The sequence below is a fragment of the Streptomyces sp. genome (assembly GCF_035645055.1).
Taxonomy (GTDB): domain Bacteria; phylum Actinomycetota; class Actinomycetes; order Streptomycetales; family Streptomycetaceae; genus Streptomyces.
This window is the reverse complement of the sequence record NZ_DASQNH010000041.1, coordinates 1-15,792: the sequence shown is the minus strand read 5'-3', so window position 1 is coordinate 15,792 and position 15,792 is coordinate 1. Positions and strand designations below refer to the sequence as shown.

The window sequence follows — 15,792 nt, the reverse complement described above, 5'->3', positions numbered from 1 at the left end:
CGAGGGCGAACAGTCAGCAGCCACGACCTCGGGAGAGAGACGGCATGGACCACGGGACGGTCGGCAGCGCACAGTCGGGCCGGCTTCTGGTGGAGGTGCGGGAAACGGGCTCCAGTGCCGTTGTGACTCCGGCGGGTGAGCTCGATCACCACACCGCCGACCTGTTGCGCGAACCACTGGAAGAATGCCTCGCCAAGGGCTTCAGCCGGCTGGTCGTGGACTGCTCACGGCTGGAGTTCTGCGACTCCACAGGGTTGAACGTGCTGCTCGGCGCCCGCCTGAAGGCGGAGGCCGCCGGCGGCGGAGTGCACCTGGCCGCGATGCAGCCGGTAGTGGCGCGCGTCTTCGAGATCACCGGTGCGGAGGCGGTCTTCACCGTCCACGACACCCTTGAAGCCGCCCTGGCGGGTGCGGGCGACGACGGCTGAGTGCGTCCGATCGTGACCCGCCGGTGTCCGGAGTGTGCCGAAAACGGGTGCGTACGGTGCGTACCGAAAAGAAGGGGTGTCCCTCCGGTCCGGTCGGGCAGGAGACATCCTGGTTCGGCGCTCGTAAGGAATTCGTGAATCGTGAATCGGTGAATCGGTGAGGTGAAGCGCTGATGAGCACCACCCGGCCCTATCCGCCGGGCGACCGCGGCCCGGAGCCCAGCGGCGCTTCCGGGGCGCCAGAGGGGGCATCGAAGGGCGACGGCGTGCCCGTCTCGTCGCAGGGGCGGCAGGTCCGCAGGCTCAGCCTGGCCGGTGCGGCCGGGGTCGTGCCGATGGCCCGGGATTTCGCCCGCCAGGCGCTGTACGCCTGGGGCTGGCTGCCGGCCGAGAGCGCGGACCAGCGGGCCGCGGCGGAGGACGTGCTGCTCGTCGTCTCCGAGCTGGTCACCAACGCCTGCCTGCATGCCGAGGGCCCGGACGAGATGTGGATCACCTGCGACAACAAGGTGATCCGGATCGAGGTCTCCGACCGGGGCACCGGCCAGCCCGCCCCGCGCACCCCGCACCGCGCGGGCCGGCCCGGCGGCCACGGAATGTTCATCGTGCAGCGCCTCTGCCTGGACTGGGGCGTCGTGCGCACGCCGGGGGTCGACGGCAAGAAGGTCTGGGCGGAGCTGGGCGCTCCGGCGTAACCCGCCCGGCCGAACGCCGCCTGTGCGCCGTGGGCATGCGGGTGGTCCGGCGTTCCGGCGTCCACGGGCCGTCCTGAGCCGGTCACGCCGTTCCCCGCGCCCCTGACGGGGCGTCTCGCGCCGCCGTCTTCCCGGCGCACCATCAGTCTTCCTCCGCCGGCGCCGCCGGCGCCGCCGGTGGCCCTGGCCGGCTCGGCGGGGCCCCTGAAGGCATCGCCCTGGCCGCCGGACTCTCGCCGAGCGCGTAGACGGCGAAGGGCCGCCGCGTCGGACGACGCGGCGGCCCTTTCCCCGAGCCCGGGAGCTACGTCAGCGGACGTCGCCCATGAGCTGCTTGACGTTCTTGCGGTACATCCACACCGCGACACCGGCGAGCACCGCGAGGGCGGCCTCGGCGGCCACGACGCCGGTCTTGTTGAGGTCGACGCCGTAGGTGGACAGCAGGCCGGTGACGGCGTCGCCCGCGGTGACCGCGAGGAACCAGACACCCATCATCTGCGAGGCGTACTTGGCCGGGGCCATCTTCGTGGTCACCGACAGACCCACCGGGGAGAGCATCAGCTCACCGGTCGTCTGGCAGAAGTAGATCAGCACGATCCACCACGGCGAGACCTTGCCGCCGTCCGCCGCCACCAGCGGCAGCAGGAAGACGAAGAAGGAGATGCCGACCAGGACCAGACCGCCCGCGAACTTGACGATCGTGCTCGGCTCCTTGCCGCTGCGGGCGAGCGCCAGCCAGATCGTGGCGAAGACCGGGGCCAGCGCCATCACCAGGACGGGGTTGACCGACTGGAACCAGGAGACCGGGAACTCCCAGCCGAAGATGTGGTTGTCGACGTGGTCGTTCGCGAAGATCGACAGGGTCGAGCCGCCCTGGTCGTAGATCATCCAGAAGACGGCCGCGGCGACGAAGAACCAGATGTAGCCGGAGACCTTGGACTGCTCGACGCCGGACAGCTCCTTGTCGCGCTTGATGCGCGCCAGGACGGTGACCGGGACGACCAGGCCGATGACCATCAGCGGGACCATCACCCAGTTCAGGGTGTAGTGGCCGGTGGCGACGACGATCGTGTAGAAGACGGCCGCGATCAGCATCCAGATCATGGCCTTGCGCAGGGTGGAGTTGCGCTCCTCGGTGTTCAGCGGCTTCGGGACGACGCTGGAGCGGTCGGACAGGTGGCGGCTGCCGAGCAGGAACTGGACCAGGCCCAGCGCCATGCCGAGGGCGGCCAGCGCGAAGCCGAGGTGCCAGTTGACCTTCTGGCCGACGGTGCCGATGATCAGCGGCGCGGCGAAGGCACCGAGGTTGATGCCCATGTAGAAGACCGTGAAGCCGCCGTCGCGGCGCGGATCGGTCGGGCCGTCGTAGAGGTGGCCCACCATGGTCGAGATGTTGGACTTCAGCAGGCCGGAGCCGATGGCGACCAGCAGCAGGCCGAAGTAGAAGGTGCCCGCGGTGGGCAGCGCCAGGACCAGGTGGCCGGCCATGATGACCGAGCCCGCGATCGCGACCGTCTTGCGGGGGCCCCAGACACGGTCGCCGAACCAGCCGCCCGGCATCGCCAGCAGGTACACCGTCGAGACGTAGACGGAGTAGATGGCGATCGCCGTGCCGGCGTCCAGGCCGAGCCCCGCGGGGGCGACCAGGTAGAGGGGAAGCAGTGCCCTCATGCCGTAGTAGGAGAACCGCTCCCACATCTCGGTCATGAAGAGAGTGGCCAGTCCGCGGGGGTGGCCGAAGAAGGTCCTGTCGGAACCGGGGGTGCCCGGTCGGGCCGAGTCCTTCGTCAGGCTGGACGCCATGGTCGTTCCTTGCTGTCGGGACGCGCGGTTGGAGCGTTGCGCGCCCGGTGGGGGACGGCCGGCACCGGCAGAGCGAACACGTCCGCCCTCACGCCCACGAGGGTTTCCGCCCCGGATCACGGAGCGGTGGACGGCGTCCACCGGGATCCACGCCTCGTGTGCGTCAGTGCGCGCGAGGCCCGGCCACAGGTCATTCCTGGCCAAACTGGTCTAGACCAGCCTGGACATAAAAGAGACCTTCAGCGTCAGTCGCCAAAGGTCCCCGCGGTGCTACAGGCGTTCAATCACCATACGGCAGGACACTGCCGGATATGGAAGGACTTGAGACGCGGATCACAGGTGTCGGGGGAACCACGCGCCCGCATTCGAAGGTCCCTACCAGGATCGCACCTCTCGGATGCAGGTCCGTACCAAGCGTTTCCGAAGGTAAGAAGCGGCCAAGACGCCGGTAAGAACCGAGGTGCCGATCACACCCCGTCTCTTGTCACGCTGGGACTACCATCAGCTCATGACCCGTGTACTGCTCGCCGAGGACGACGCGTCCATCTCGGAGCCGCTGGCGCGCGCGCTGCGCCGGGAGGGTTACGAGGTCGAGGTGCGTGAGGACGGACCCGCCGCGCTGGACGCGGGCATCAAGGGCGGCGTCGACCTGGTCGTGCTGGACCTCGGCCTGCCCGGCATGGACGGCCTGGAGGTGGCCCGCCGGCTGCGCGCCGAAGGCCACACCGTGCCCATCCTGATCCTCACCGCACGGGCGGACGAGGTGGACACCGTCGTCGGCCTGGACGCGGGCGCCGACGACTACGTCACCAAGCCGTTCCGGCTCGCCGAGCTGCTCGCCCGGGTCCGGGCCCTGCTGCGGCGCGGCTCCGCCGAGCCCCAGCAGCCGCCCGCCACCCACGGCGTGCGCATCGACGTCGAGTCGCACCGCGCCTGGATGGGCGACGAGGAGCTCCAGCTCACCGCGAAGGAGTTCGACCTGCTGCGGGTGCTGGTGCGGGACGCCGGCCGGGTCGTCACCCGCGACCAGCTGATGCGCGAGGTCTGGGACACCACGTGGTGGTCGTCCACCAAGACCCTCGACATGCACATCTCCTGGCTGCGCAAGAAGCTCGGCGACGACGCCGCCAACCCCCGGTACATCGCGACGGTCCGCGGCGTGGGCTTCCGCTTCGAGAAGAGCTGAGCCCGCCGCGGGCCCTGGGAATCAGAACATGCGAAGTAGGACATGCGCCGCCGACTGATCCAGTCCACGCTCGCCGTGGTGCTCGTCGTGATCGCCGTGTTCGGCGTCTCCCTCGTCATCGTCGAGACCCGCACCATCAGCGAGAGCGCCCGGGAACGGGTGGAGTCCGAGGCGATCCGGCTGGCCAGCATCGTGGACAGCCGGATCCTCGCCGCCGAGAAGATCACCCCCGCTCTGCTCGGGGACCAGCTCGGCGGCGACCAGTACGCCGTCATCCGCATCCCCGGCCGGGCGCCGATCGAAATCGGCGAGAAGCCCGACGGCGACGTCATCGAGGCGACCCGCCGGGGTGAGGAGCGCGAGACGGTCACCGTCCAGGAGCCGCGCTCGGCGGTGTTCCGGGAGGTCGGCCGGACCTTGCTGATCATCGGCGCGGTGGCGCTGCTCGCCGTGATCGCCGCCGTCCTGCTGGCGCTGCGCCAGGCCGACCGGCTCGCCTCGCCGCTCACCGACCTCGCCGAGACCGCCGAACGCCTCGGCTCCGGCGACCCGCGGCCCAAGCGCAAGCGGTACGGCGTCCCGGAGCTGGACCGGGTCGCCGATGTCCTGGACGCCTCCGCCGAGCGCATCGCGCGGATGCTGACCGCCGAGCGGCGGCTCGCCGCCGACGCCTCCCACCAGCTGCGCACCCCGCTGACCGCGCTGTCGATGCGGCTGGAGGAAATCACCCTCACCGAGGACCTGGACACGGTGAAGGAGGAGGCGACCATCGCGCTCACCCAGGTGGAACGCCTGACGGACGTGGTGGAGCGGCTGCTGACCAACTCGCGCGACCCGCGCACCGGCTCCGCCGTCACCTTCGACCTCGACGAGGTCATCCAGCAGCAGCTCGCCGAGTGGCGGCCGGCCTACCGCCAGGCCGGACGCGCGATCGTCAGCTCCGGCAAGCGGCATCTGAAGGCGGTGGGCACCCCGGGCGCGGTGGCCCAGGTGCTGGCGGCGCTGATCGAGAACTCCCTGATGCACGGCGGCGGCACGGTCGCGCTGCGCACCCGGGTCACCGGCAACCAGGCGGTCATCGAGGTCACCGACGAGGGGCCCGGCGTCCCGGCCGACCTGGGGGCCCGGATCTTCGAGCGGGCCATCAGCGGCCGCAACTCCACCGGCATCGGCCTGGCCGTCGCCCGCGACCTGGCGGAGGCCGACGGGGGCAGGCTGGAGATGCTCCAGGCGTCACCGCCGGTCTTCGGCCTGTTCCTGTCGCGTACGCCGGTGCGGAAGCCGGAGGAGGGCGAGCGGACGGTCCGCTAGTCCGCCGGCCGTCGGCCGCTGGAGGGGATCCTCCGGCGCCCCGGGCTAGACCCTGGTCCGCTGCCGGGCGCGCTCGCGGTCGCGGGGCCGCTCGGTCTCCAGGAACGACTCGGGGTCGGCGGAGGCCGGCCGCACGGGCAGCGCCCGGAACACCCAGCTGCGGTAGGACCAGAAGCGGAACAGGGTGGCGACGGCGATGCCGAGGAACTTGAAGATGTTGCTCTGCAGCGGGCTGTCCCAGCCGAAGCCGTAGGTGGCGGTGTACAGCACACCGTTCTCGATGACCAGGCCGACCGCGCTGAACAGCAGGAACAGTGACATCTCGCGGGTGCGGCCGCTCTTGTCGCGGTCCCGGTAGGTGAAGTAGCGGAAGCCGACGTAGTTGAAGGCGATCGCCACGATCGTCGCGATCACACTGGCCCGCACCACCTGGAGGTCGGTGACGTGCCGTACCAGGTTGAACACGGCGAGATTGACGAGCAGACCCGCTCCGCCCACCGCGCCGAACTTGGCGATCTCACGCGTCAGGCGGCTCAGCCGCTGCCGCAAGGTGCTGGGGGGCGCCGCGGGGAACCCCGAGGAATCACGTCCCATGGTCGTGAAGGCCCCCGTCTGTCGGTTTCGTCAACTCAGCCATGCTAACCACCCCCCTTCCGTGATCGCCTGTGGACGAGCGGGGCGGGCCGCGGAAAGGCCGCCGATGCGCCGGAGGAACGGCGGGATCCGGCCGCCCTGGCGCGCCGGATACCCTGGGGGCGTGACGTTCCCGGTAGTCGGCATGGTCGGCGGGGGCCAGCTCGCTCGTATGACACACGAGGCGGGCATCCCGCTGGGCATCAAGTTCAAGCTTCTCAGTGACACCCCTCAGGATTCCGCGGCGCAGGTCGTGAGCGATGTCGTCATCGGCGACTACCGCGATCTCGACACGCTGCGCGAGTTCGCGCGCGGGTGCGATGTGATCACCTTCGACCACGAGCATGTGCCCACCGAGCACCTGCGGGCTCTGGAGGCGGACGGCATTCCCGTGCGCCCGGGGCCCGACGCGCTGGTGCACGCCCAGGACAAGGGCGTGATGCGGGCGAAGCTCGTGGAGATCGGCGTGCCGTGTCCACGCCACCGGATCGTGAGTGATCCGGACGATGTGGCGGCCTTCGCGGAGGAAGGGGACGGGTTCCCGGTCGTCCTCAAGACCGTCCGCGGCGGGTACGACGGCAAGGGCGTGTGGGTGGTGGACTCCGTCGAGGAGGCCGCCGACCCGTTCCGCGCCGGGGTGCCGGTGCTCGCCGAGGAGAAGGTCGACTTCGTCCGCGAGCTGGCCGCCAACGTGGTCCGCTCCCCGCACGGGCAGGCCGTCGCCTACCCGGTGGTCGAGTCCCGCCAGGTCAAGGGCGTGTGCGACACCGTCATCGCCCCCGCCCCCGATCTGGACGAGGCCCTGGCGCTGAAGGCCGAGCAGATGGCCCTCACCATCGCCAAGGAGCTGGGCGTCGTCGGTCACCTCGCCGTCGAGCTGTTCCAGACCCGCGACGGCCGCATCCTCGTCAACGAGCTGGCGATGCGCCCGCACAACTCCGGCCACTGGTCGATGGACGGCGCGATCACCTCGCAGTTCGCCAACCACGTCCGGGCCGTCCTGGACCTGCCGCTGGGCGATCCGCGCCCGCGCGCGAAGTGGACCGTGATGGTCAACGTCCTCGGCGGCGACTATCCGGACATGTACTCGGCGTATCTGCACTGCATGGCCCGCGACCCCCAGCTGAAGATCCACATGTACGGCAAGGACGTGAAGCCCGGCCGCAAGGTCGGCCACGTGAACACCTACGGCGACGACCTGGACGACGTGCTGGAGCGCGCCCGTCACGCAGCCGGCTACCTGAGAGGCACGATCACCGAATGAGCCCCGTTGTTGGCATCGTCATGGGGTCGGACAGCGACTGGCCCGTCATGGAGGCCGCCGCCAAGGCCCTCGACGAGTTCGAGATCGCCTACGAGGTCGACGTCGTCTCCGCGCACCGCATGCCGCGCGAGATGGTCGCGTACGGCGAGCAGGCCGCGGACCGCGGGCTCAAGGTGATCATCGCGGGGGCGGGCGGCGCCGCCCATCTGCCCGGCATGCTCGCCTCGGTGACCCCGCTGCCGGTGATCGGCGTGCCGGTGCCCCTGAAGTACCTCGACGGCATGGACTCCCTGCTGTCGATCGTGCAGATGCCGGCCGGTGTCCCGGTCGCCACCGTCTCCGTCGCCGGTGCCCGCAACGCCGGTCTGCTCGCGGCCCGTATCCTCGCCGCGCACGACGAGGAACTGCTGGGGAAGATGCGCGAGTTCCAGCAGGACCTCAACGACCAGGCCACCGAGAAGGGCAAGCGGCTGCGCGCCAAGGTCGACGGGCCCGGCAACGGCTTCGGCTTCGGCAAGTGACGCACACCTGACACGAGCGACGCACGACCGACGGAGGGGACGGCGATGACCTCGCTGGAGGAGGCCCGGGAACTGCTGCGCGCGTTCCCGGTGGTCGACGGGCACAACGATCTGCCCTGGGCGCTGCGCGAGCAGGTCCGCTACGACCTGGACGCCCGCAACATCGCCGTCCCCCAGGACGGGCATCTGCACACCGACCTGCCCCGGCTGCGCGCGGGCGGGGTCGGCGCGCAGTACTGGTCGGTGTACGTCCGCTCCGACCTGCCCGACCCGGTCACCGCGACGCTGGAGCAGATCGACTGCGTACGGCGGCTGATCGACCGCCACCCGGACGCGCTGCGCGCCGCGCTGACCGCGGCGGACCTGGAGGCCGCGCGCGGCGAGGGCCGGATCGCCTCCCTGATGGGCGCGGAGGGCGGCCACTCCATCGCGAACTCGCTGGGCGCCCTGCGCGGCCTGTACGCGCTCGGCGTCCGCTACATGACGCTCACCCACAACGACAACGTGGACTGGGCGGACTCCGCGACCGACGAGCCGGGCGTCGGCGGCCTGTCGGCGTTCGGCCGCGAGGTGGTCCGGGAGATGAACCGCCTCGGCATGCTGGTCGACCTCTCGCACGTGGCCGCCACCACCATGCGGGACGCGCTGGACACCAGCTCGGCGCCGGTGATCTTCTCCCACTCCTCCGCCCGCGCGGTCTGCGACCACCCCCGCAACATCCCGGACGACGTGCTGGAGCGGCTGCCCGCCAACGGTGGCGTCGCGATGGTGACCTTCGTACCGAAGTTCGTGCTCCGGGCCGCCGTCGACTGGACGGCCGCCGCGGACGAGAACATGCGCGCCCACGGCTTCCATCACCTGGACACCACCGCCGAGGCGATGAAGGTGCACCGCGCCTTCGAGGAGCGCCACCCGCGCCCGGTCGCGACCGTCGCCACGGTCGCCGATCACCTGGACCACATGCGCGAGGTCGCGGGCATCGACCACCTCGGCATCGGCGGCGACTACGACGGCACCGCCTTCACCCCCGAGGGCCTGGACGACGTCTCCGGTTACCCGAACCTGATCGCCGAACTCCTCGACCGCGGCTGGTCGAGGGCCGACCTGGCCAAGCTCACCTGGCAGAACGCGGTCCGGGTGCTGGGCGCGGCGGAGGACGTGGCCCGGCATCTCCAGGCCACCCGCGCCGCCTCTCATGCCACCATCGAGGCGCTGGACGCGGACCACGACTCGGACGCGGACTCGGCGAGCGCCCGGTAGCCGGCGTAGCCGGCCGGGCGGCCGGCGTACCTCAGACACCGGTCCCGCACCTCGTCGAGCGCGCGCCCCGAGCCGCAGCCGGGCGACCAGGTCCGGGTCGGCGAGGAACGGCCGCCCGAGCGCGACCAGGTCCGCCCCGGCGGCCGGCAGCCGCTCCCCGGACCGCCGTACGGCGTCGGTGGTCAGCTCATGACACTGATGTCAGAATCAGGCGCGGGAGGGAAGGGGACATGCGGATCGGTGAACTGGCCCGGCGGACCGGGGTGAGCGAGCGGTCGCTGCGCTACTACGAGACCCAGGGACTGCTGCGCGCCGACCGGACGCCCGGCGGACACCGGGACTACCCGGAGGCCGCCGTGGACCGGGTGATCCGCATTCAGGAGCTGTTCGCGGCCGGGCTGCACAGCAGCCGGATCGCCCAGCTGCTGCCCTGCATGCGGGACAGCGACGGCGGTCCGTCCGCGGTCGCCACGCCCCGCCTGGTCGCCGACCTCACCGAGGAGCGGGCGCGCATCGACCGGATGATCGCCGACCTGCTGCGCTCCCGCGACACCCTGGACGAGGTGATCGAGGCGGCGCAGGGGCGGTGAACCTGCGGCCCCCCGAGGTGTGAACCGGCGAGTACCCCCGAACGCCCCGTCCACCGAGTACGGCCGGGGCAGCCGTGCGACGGTGACGGTAAGCGAACGCCGCGCACGTCAGGAGCCCGCCATGGCCGAACTCCAGGACGGTCTGCACACCCCGCCCGAGGCCGGCGAGCTGGGCGACCTGCCGCTGGACGGGCCCTTCCCGCCCGACGGCTACGCCCCCGGCGACGGTGACGGCCCCGACGCCGCCCCGCTGGACCACGCGCGCGCCCTGCTCGCCGCGCACCCCGTGGCCGACGGCTACAGCGGCCTGCCCTGGGCGTTGCGCCACCTGCCCTGGTACGACCTGGAGAGCGGGGAGAGCGCCGTCGACACCGACGTACCCCGGCTGCGGCAGGGCCAGGTCGGGGCGCTGTTCTGCTCCCTGCACCTGCCCGAGGGGCTGGCCGCCGACCGGGCGGTGGCCGCGACGCTGGAACAGCTGGATCTGGTCCGCACCGTGATCGCCGGGCACCCCGAGAGCCTGCGCCTGGCCCGCACCGCCGGGCAGGTCATCGACGCCCGCAACTGCGGGCGGGCCGCGGTGATCCTCGGCCCGGCCACCGCCGCCGCCCTCGACGACTCCCTCGGCCTGCTGCGGGTGCTGCACGCGCTCGGCCTGAGGGTGCTCACCCTCGCGGGCACCTCCTGGGCCAGCAAGGCCGGACTGACCCGGTTCGGCGACGAAGTGGTGCGCGAGATGAACCGGCTCGGCGTGCTCGCCGACCTCTCCGGCGCCTCCGAGGCGACCATCCGCCGGATCCTCGCCGCCTCCCGGGCACCGGCGCTGGCCACCCGCTCGGCCGCCCGCGCCCTGCGCCCGCATCCCGCCAACCTGCCCGACGAGCTGCTGGCCGAGCTGGGCGCCGCCAAGGGACTGTGCATGGTGCCACTGACCGCCGAGCAGACCGGCCCGTCGGTCCGCGACGTCGCCGACCACCTCGACCACGTCCGCGCTCTCGCCGGACCCGAGTCCGTCGGCCTCTCCGGCACCTACGACGCCGGCTGCGCCCACCCCCAGGAGCTGGGCGACGCCTCCTGCTACCCCCATCTGATCGCCGAGCTGCTGCGCCGCGGCTGGACCGAACCCGACCTGGCCCTGCTGACCTGGGGGAACGTCCAGCGGGTGCTGCGGGCCGCGGACTTCACGGCGCGGGCCGCGCAGGAGCGCAGAACGGCGTCGGCGGCGAAGATCGCGGAGCTGGACGGCTGAGCCGGGGGAGAGGGGGAGGGATTGGTCTAGGAGTGCTCGATCCGGCAGAGGCAGAACGGATGCCCGGCCGGGTCGGCGTAGACCCGGAAGTCCTTCGACTCGGAGTCCTCCGCGTCCAGCACCGTGGCGCCGAGGGCCAGCACCCGCTTCTCGGCCGCGTCGACCTCCTCCCAGGTGGACCCGGCGTCGAGGTCGATGTGGAACTGCTGGGAGTTCCGGTCGGCGCGGGGCCACTCCGGCGGGCGCAGGTCCGGCGCCGACTGGAAGGCCAGCCGCGGGCCGCCGGGCACCTGGAGCACCACCCAGTCGGGGTCGGCGTCCTCGGGCTCCCCGCCGACGATCCCGGCGTAGAAGCGGGCCAGGGCGCGCGGGTCGGGGCAGTCGAGGACCACGGAACGGAAGACGGCGGCGGGGGTCATGGGCACCTCCGGTCTCGGTGGGTCAGCAGGCACACAGGCAGAACGGGTGTCCCGCCGGGTCGGCGTAAACCCGCCAGGTGCGCGAGCGGTCCTCGGCGTCCAGCACGGTCGCGCCGAGCGCCAGCACGCCCTGCTCCGCCGCGTCCAGGTCCTCGACCTCCAGGTCCAGGTGGAACTGCTGGGAGGCGTCCGGGGACGGCCACTTCGGCGGTACGAAGCCCGGGGCGGCCTGGAAGGCCAGGTCCTGGCCGTCGGGCACCTGGAGGGAGACCCAGCTCCCGTCCTCCTCCGCCTTGACGGTGCCGCCCAGCAGTTCGGCGTAGAAACCGGCCAGCTTGTGCGGGTCGGGACAGTCCAGGACGACGGCGCCCAGTTTCGCGAGAGCCATGACTTCCTCCTAGTCGAGGGGTCGGCGGGTTACCCGTAGATCCCGGCAACCGGTAACGGTTACCCCATACTCCCGCAGTACGGGTAACGTCGCAAGCATGAGTGAGCGACTTCCCGCGCCCGGCGGCCTCGGCCTGGTCGAGGCCCTGGTCAACACGGTCGACCTGGCATCCGGGCGGGACGACCTCGACACGCCCGATGCGCGCGAGCGGTTCGGGGTCGCGGAGGGCGACCTGGACGCCGTACGGGAACTGCGCGAGTCGCTGCGCGCCACCTGTCTGGCGCACGCCGGGCACCCGCCGCACCGCCCGGTCACCCCGCTGGGCGACCTGCTGGCGCGGGCGCCGCTGTACGTCGCCGTCGACCCGCGGGACGGCTCGGCGCGCCTCGCGCCCGCCGACGAGGGGCCGCTGCTCTCCCGGGTCGCCGCAGCCGTGGCGCAGGCGCTCACCGAGGGCACCTGGGAGCGGCTGAAGGCCTGTGAGCTGCCGGAGTGCCACTGGGCGTACTACGACCGCAGCCCGGCCGGACGCGGGCGCTGGTGCTCGATGTCGGTGTGCGGGGCGCGCGCGAAGATGCGCCGGTACCGGGCGAAGGGTGCGTGAGCGGCGCGGAGTTGGTGCAGAATGCGACAAGACGCCGGTTCGGCCGACTGAGCCTCGGCCGAACCGGCGTCGCCGTGTGTTCTCCGCCTCAGGCGGTCGGGCGGCCCATCGCGCGGTACGTCCAGCCCGCCCGGCGCCACAGCTCCGGATCGAGGGCGTTGCGGCCGTCCAGGACGACCCGGGCCGCCGCCACCTCGCCGAGCGCCTCCGGGTCCAGCTCGCGGAACTCCCGCCACTCGGTCAGGTGGAGGACGACGTCGGCGCCGCGCACCGCCTCCACGGCGGAGTCGGCGTAGCCCAGGGTGGGGAAGATCCGGCGGGCGTTGTCCATGCCCTTGGGGTCGTACACGGTGACCTGACCGCCCTGGAGGTGGATCTGCCCGGCCACGTTCAGCGCGGGCGAGTCGCGGACGTCGTCCGAGTCCGGCTTGAAGGTCGCGCCGAGCACCGCCACCCGCTTGCCGAGGAACGGCCCGCCGCCCAGCGCCTGCCGGGCCAGCTCGACCATCTGGCCGCGCTGGCGCATGTTGATGGAGTCGATCTCGCGCAGGAAGGTCAGCGCCTGGTCGGCGCCCAGCTCACCGGCGCGCGCCATGAACGCCCGGATGTCCTTCGGCAGACAGCCGCCGCCGAATCCGATGCCCGCGCGCAGGAACTTGCGGCCGATCCGGTCGTCGTGGCCGATCGCCTCCGCCAGCTTGGCGACATCGCCGCCCGCGGCCTCGCAGACCTCGGCCATCGCGTTGATGAAGGAGATCTTGGTGGCGAGGAAGGAGTTCGCGGAGGTCTTCACCAGCTCCGCGGTCGGGAAGTCGGTGACGACGAACGGGGTGCCCTCGGCGAGCGGGGTGGCGTACACCTCGCGCAGCAGCTTCTCCGCCCGGTCGCTGCGCACGCCGACCACGATCCGGTCGGGGTGCAGGGTGTCCCGCACGGCGAAGCCCTCCCGCAGGAACTCCGGGTTCCAGGCCAGCTCGGCGTCGCCGCCGGCCGGGGCGTGCCCGGCGAGGTAGGCGGCGAGCCGGTCGGCGGAGCCCACGGGCACCGTCGACTTGCCGACGACCAGGGCGGGGCCGTTCAGGTGCGGGGCGAGAGAGGCGAAGGCGGCGTCGACGTACGACATGTCGCAGGCGTACTCGCCGTGCCGCTGCGGAGTGTTCACACAGACGAAGTGGACGTCGCCGAAGGCACCGATCTCGGCCCAGTCCGTGGTGAAGCGCAGCCGCCCGGTGGAGCCCTCGATCCCGGCGACGTGCTTGCGCAGCAGGTCGTCGAGGCCCGGCTCGTACATCGGGGTCTCGCCGCGCCGCAGCATCTCGATCTTCTCGGGGACCACATCGAGCCCCAGCACCTCGAACCCGAGTTCGGCCATGGCCGCGGCGTGGGTGGCGCCGAGATAGCCGGTGCCGATCACGGTGATCTTGAGGGCCATGGATGCTCCTGGGGTACGCCGGTGGTGCGGAGGCCGAGCATAGTCGGGCCGCCCGCCGGGCACCTTTCCCGCGTCCCTTTCGTCATCTCTCCACCCGGCCGCCGGCCTGTCGCCAAGCTCACCTACCCCTGAGCTGGCCAGACCCCTAAAATTTGTGTTACTTAACGGTAATTAGCGTCCTTGGAGCGTGAGAGACCTTGGCCGGATCGGCTGATTTCGACCTGTACCGCCCGTCCGAGGAGCACGACATGCTCCGCGACGCCGTCCGCTCGCTGGCCGAGGCGAAGATCGCGCCGCACGCCGCCGCGGTGGACGAGGAGGCCCGCTTCCCGCAGGAGGCGCTGGACGCGCTGGTCGCAGGCGACCTGCACGCCGTGCACGTCCCGGAGACCTACGGCGGCGCGGGCGCCGACGCCCTGGCGACCGTGATCGTCATCGAGGAGGTGGCCCGCGTCTGCGCCTCCTCCTCGCTGATCCCCGCCGTGAACAAGCTGGGCTCGCTCCCCGTGATCCTCTCCGGCTCCGAGGAGCTGAAGAAGAAGTACATGACCCCGCTCGCCAAGGGCGACGCGATGTTCTCGTACTGCCTCTCCGAGCCCGACGCGGGCTCCGACGCGGCCGGCATGAAGACCCGCGCGGTCCGCGACGGCGACCACTGGGTGCTCAACGGCGTGAAGCGCTGGATCACCAACGCGGGCGTGTCGGAGTTCTACACGGTCATGGCCGTGACGGACCCGGCCAAGCGCTCCAAGGGCATCTCCGCCTTCGTCGTCGAGAAGTCCGACGAGGGCGTCTCCTTCGGCGCCCCGGAGAAGAAGCTCGGCATCAAGGGCTCCCCGACCCGCGAGGTCTACCTCGACAACGTCCGCATCCCCGCCGACCGCATGATCGGCGAGGAGGGCACCGGCTTCGCCACGGCGATGAAGACCCTGGACCACACCCGCATCACCATCGCGGCCCAGGCCCTCGGCATCGCCCAGGGCGCCCTGGACTACGCCAAGGGGTACGTCCAGGAGCGCAAGCAGTTCGGCAAGCCGATCGCCGACTTCCAGGGCGTCCAGTTCATGCTCGCCGACATGGCCATGAAGATCTCGGCCGCCCGCGCCCTGACCTACCAGGCCGCCGCCGCCTCCGAGCGCGGCGACGCGGACCTGACCTACCTGGGCGCCGCCGCCAAGTGCTTCGCCTCGGACGTGGCGATGGAGGTCACCACGGACGCCGTCCAGCTGCTCGGCGGCTACGGCTACACCCGTGACTACCCGGTCGAGCGCATGATGCGCGACGCCAAGATCACCCAGATCTACGAGGGCACCAATCAGATCCAGCGGATGGTCATCGCCCGGAGCCTCCTGAAGTAGCCGTCGGTCGGTTCGCCGTGGATGGCACGATGCGTCCCATGGCATCGAGCGGGGTGCCGGCCGAGCGGGGCGGCACGGCGTTCGTCCTCGGCGGCGGAGGCGTCCTCGGCGCGGCCGAGGTGGGAATGCTGCAGGCCCTGGCCGAACACGACGTCCGCCCGGACCTGATCGTGGGCACGTCGGTGGGCGCGATCAACGGCGCGCTCGTTGCCGCTGATCCCGGGCCGAGCGCGGTCGACCGATTGCGCGGGGTGTGGGAGGAGCTGGCCTCCCGGCAGGTCTTCACCGGGTCCGTGCTGGCCCGCCTGGGCACCCTGGCGCGGACCCGCACCCACCTGCACCCGCGCGAGCCGCTGCGGGAGCTGCTCGAGGCCTCCCTGCCGGTGCGCACCTTCGCCGGGCTGCACGTGCCGTTCCAGTGCGTCGCGGCCAGCATCGAGCGCGCCGCCGAGCACTGGTTCACCGACGGAGCGCTGGTCGACGCGGTGCTCGCCTCCTGCGCCGTCCCCGGGTTGCTGCCGCCGGTGGAGGTCAGGGGCGAGCACTACCTGGACGGAGGCCTGGTGCACAGCATCCCGGTGGGCCGCGCGGTCGCACTCGGCGCCGACACGATCTACGTGCTGCACGTCGGGCGGATCGATCGCCCGCTGC

The 15,792-nt window shown here is 71.8% G+C and carries 17 protein-coding genes; 12 read left to right on the top strand and 5 right to left on the bottom strand.

Translation table 11 applies throughout. The features are described from left to right. The first annotated feature begins 44 nt into the window (after positions 1-44). The gene (locus VE614_RS13695; RefSeq protein ID WP_324936249.1) at positions 45-428 is read left to right on the top strand and encodes an STAS domain-containing protein; all 384 of its coding nucleotides are present in this window, start codon (positions 45-47) and stop codon (positions 426-428) included. A gap of 173 nt (positions 429-601) precedes the next feature. Next, positions 602-1,123: an ATP-binding protein gene (locus tag VE614_RS13690; RefSeq protein ID WP_324936247.1), complete on the top strand. Its 522-nt coding sequence runs from the start codon at positions 602-604 to the stop codon at positions 1,121-1,123. A gap of 309 nt (positions 1,124-1,432) precedes the next feature. On the opposite strand, the gene VE614_RS13685 is transcribed toward VE614_RS13690, so the two are convergent. Then, positions 1,433-2,926 carry an oligopeptide:H+ symporter gene (locus VE614_RS13685; protein ID WP_324936245.1) on the bottom strand — a complete coding sequence of 498 codons (1,494 nt, stop codon included), beginning with the start codon at positions 2,924-2,926 and terminating at the stop codon, positions 1,433-1,435. 508 nt (positions 2,927-3,434) lie between these two features. Between VE614_RS13685 and VE614_RS13680 the strand changes: the two genes are divergently transcribed. Then, positions 3,435-4,112: a response regulator transcription factor gene (locus VE614_RS13680; protein ID WP_324936243.1), complete on the top strand. Its 678-nt coding sequence runs from the start codon at positions 3,435-3,437 to the stop codon at positions 4,110-4,112. 42 nt (positions 4,113-4,154) lie between these two features. Next, positions 4,155-5,423 carry an ATP-binding protein gene (locus VE614_RS13675; protein WP_324936241.1) on the top strand — a complete coding sequence of 423 codons (1,269 nt, stop codon included), beginning with the start codon at positions 4,155-4,157 and terminating at the stop codon, positions 5,421-5,423. Between the two features lie 45 nt (positions 5,424-5,468). Here VE614_RS13675 and VE614_RS13670 read toward each other — a convergent pair whose 3' ends face one another. Continuing rightward, a complete protein-coding gene (locus VE614_RS13670; protein ID WP_324936239.1) occupies positions 5,469-6,017 on the bottom strand; it encodes a GtrA family protein in 549 nt (182 codons plus the stop codon). A gap of 163 nt (positions 6,018-6,180) precedes the next feature. Between VE614_RS13670 and VE614_RS13665 the strand changes: the two genes are divergently transcribed. The 5 genes from VE614_RS13665 to VE614_RS13645 all read left to right on the top strand — a co-directional run bounded on the left by VE614_RS13665 (position 6,181) and on the right by VE614_RS13645 (position 10,940). Beyond that, a complete protein-coding gene (locus VE614_RS13665) occupies positions 6,181-7,320 on the top strand; it encodes a 5-(carboxyamino)imidazole ribonucleotide synthase (protein ID WP_324936237.1) in 1,140 nt (379 codons plus the stop codon). Then, complete coding sequence (purE, locus tag VE614_RS13660) at positions 7,317-7,841, top strand: 5-(carboxyamino)imidazole ribonucleotide mutase (RefSeq protein ID WP_324936235.1); 525 nt, start codon at positions 7,317-7,319, stop codon at positions 7,839-7,841. Before VE614_RS13665 ends, purE begins: the two co-directional genes overlap by 4 nt. A gap of 45 nt (positions 7,842-7,886) precedes the next feature. Next, positions 7,887-9,101, top strand: a complete 1,215-nt coding sequence (locus VE614_RS13655; RefSeq protein ID WP_324936233.1) for a dipeptidase — start codon at positions 7,887-7,889, stop codon at positions 9,099-9,101. A 230-nt stretch (positions 9,102-9,331) separates the two neighbouring features. Then, on the top strand, positions 9,332-9,691 hold the full coding sequence (locus VE614_RS13650; protein WP_324936231.1) for a MerR family transcriptional regulator: 360 nt from the start codon (positions 9,332-9,334) through the stop codon (positions 9,689-9,691). Between the two features lie 121 nt (positions 9,692-9,812). Continuing rightward, positions 9,813-10,940, top strand: a complete 1,128-nt coding sequence (locus VE614_RS13645) for a dipeptidase (protein WP_324936229.1) — start codon at positions 9,813-9,815, stop codon at positions 10,938-10,940. Between the two features lie 26 nt (positions 10,941-10,966). Here the strand turns inward: VE614_RS13645 and VE614_RS13640 are convergent, their stop codons facing one another. Both VE614_RS13640 and VE614_RS13635 read right to left on the bottom strand, forming a co-directional pair. Then, positions 10,967-11,359 carry a VOC family protein gene (locus VE614_RS13640; protein WP_324936227.1) on the bottom strand — a complete coding sequence of 131 codons (393 nt, stop codon included), beginning with the start codon at positions 11,357-11,359 and terminating at the stop codon, positions 10,967-10,969. A 22-nt stretch (positions 11,360-11,381) separates the two neighbouring features. Further along, positions 11,382-11,747, bottom strand: a complete 366-nt coding sequence (locus VE614_RS13635; RefSeq protein ID WP_324936225.1) for a VOC family protein — start codon at positions 11,745-11,747, stop codon at positions 11,382-11,384. A gap of 97 nt (positions 11,748-11,844) precedes the next feature. On the opposite strand from VE614_RS13635, the gene VE614_RS13630 reads away from it, so the two are divergent. After that, a complete protein-coding gene (locus VE614_RS13630; RefSeq protein ID WP_324936223.1) occupies positions 11,845-12,351 on the top strand; it encodes a CGNR zinc finger domain-containing protein in 507 nt (168 codons plus the stop codon). A gap of 88 nt (positions 12,352-12,439) precedes the next feature. On the opposite strand, the gene VE614_RS13625 is transcribed toward VE614_RS13630, so the two are convergent. After that, positions 12,440-13,783 carry a UDP-glucose/GDP-mannose dehydrogenase family protein gene (locus VE614_RS13625; RefSeq protein WP_324936221.1) on the bottom strand — a complete coding sequence of 448 codons (1,344 nt, stop codon included), beginning with the start codon at positions 13,781-13,783 and terminating at the stop codon, positions 12,440-12,442. Positions 13,784-13,980: 197 nt separating this feature from the next. Here VE614_RS13625 and VE614_RS13620 point away from each other — a divergent pair, with 197 nt between their 5' ends. Further along, a complete protein-coding gene (locus VE614_RS13620) occupies positions 13,981-15,141 on the top strand; it encodes an acyl-CoA dehydrogenase (protein WP_324936219.1) in 1,161 nt (386 codons plus the stop codon). A gap of 38 nt (positions 15,142-15,179) precedes the next feature. Further along, the coding region (locus VE614_RS13615; protein ID WP_324936217.1) for a patatin-like phospholipase family protein at positions 15,180-15,792 on the top strand (613 nt) is incomplete at its 3' end.

What these genes read in the sequence shown, in the direction of transcription:
- VE614_RS13635 (WP_324936225.1), bottom strand. Translation starts at nt 11,747, where the DNA reads ATGGCTCTCGCGAAACTGGGCGCCGTCGTCCTGGACTGTCCCGACCCG.
- VE614_RS13675 (WP_324936241.1), top strand. Translation starts at nt 4,155, where the DNA reads ATGCGCCGCCGACTGATCCAGTCCACGCTCGCCGTGGTGCTCGTCGTG.
- VE614_RS13630 (WP_324936223.1), top strand. Translation starts at nt 11,845, where the DNA reads ATGAGTGAGCGACTTCCCGCGCCCGGCGGCCTCGGCCTGGTCGAGGCC.
- purE (WP_324936235.1), top strand. Translation starts at nt 7,317, where the DNA reads ATGAGCCCCGTTGTTGGCATCGTCATGGGGTCGGACAGCGACTGGCCC.
- VE614_RS13640 (WP_324936227.1), bottom strand. Translation starts at nt 11,359, where the DNA reads ATGACCCCCGCCGCCGTCTTCCGTTCCGTGGTCCTCGACTGCCCCGAC.
- VE614_RS13685 (WP_324936245.1), bottom strand. Translation starts at nt 2,926, where the DNA reads ATGGCGTCCAGCCTGACGAAGGACTCGGCCCGACCGGGCACCCCCGGT.
- VE614_RS13645 (WP_324936229.1), top strand. Translation starts at nt 9,813, where the DNA reads ATGGCCGAACTCCAGGACGGTCTGCACACCCCGCCCGAGGCCGGCGAG.
- VE614_RS13695 (WP_324936249.1), top strand. Translation starts at nt 45, where the DNA reads ATGGACCACGGGACGGTCGGCAGCGCACAGTCGGGCCGGCTTCTGGTG.
- VE614_RS13680 (WP_324936243.1), top strand. Translation starts at nt 3,435, where the DNA reads ATGACCCGTGTACTGCTCGCCGAGGACGACGCGTCCATCTCGGAGCCG.
- VE614_RS13625 (WP_324936221.1), bottom strand. Translation starts at nt 13,783, where the DNA reads ATGGCCCTCAAGATCACCGTGATCGGCACCGGCTATCTCGGCGCCACC.
- VE614_RS13670 (WP_324936239.1), bottom strand. Translation starts at nt 6,017, where the DNA reads ATGGGACGTGATTCCTCGGGGTTCCCCGCGGCGCCCCCCAGCACCTTG.
- VE614_RS13650 (WP_324936231.1), top strand. Translation starts at nt 9,332, where the DNA reads ATGCGGATCGGTGAACTGGCCCGGCGGACCGGGGTGAGCGAGCGGTCG.
- VE614_RS13690 (WP_324936247.1), top strand. Translation starts at nt 602, where the DNA reads ATGAGCACCACCCGGCCCTATCCGCCGGGCGACCGCGGCCCGGAGCCC.
- VE614_RS13655 (WP_324936233.1), top strand. Translation starts at nt 7,887, where the DNA reads ATGACCTCGCTGGAGGAGGCCCGGGAACTGCTGCGCGCGTTCCCGGTG.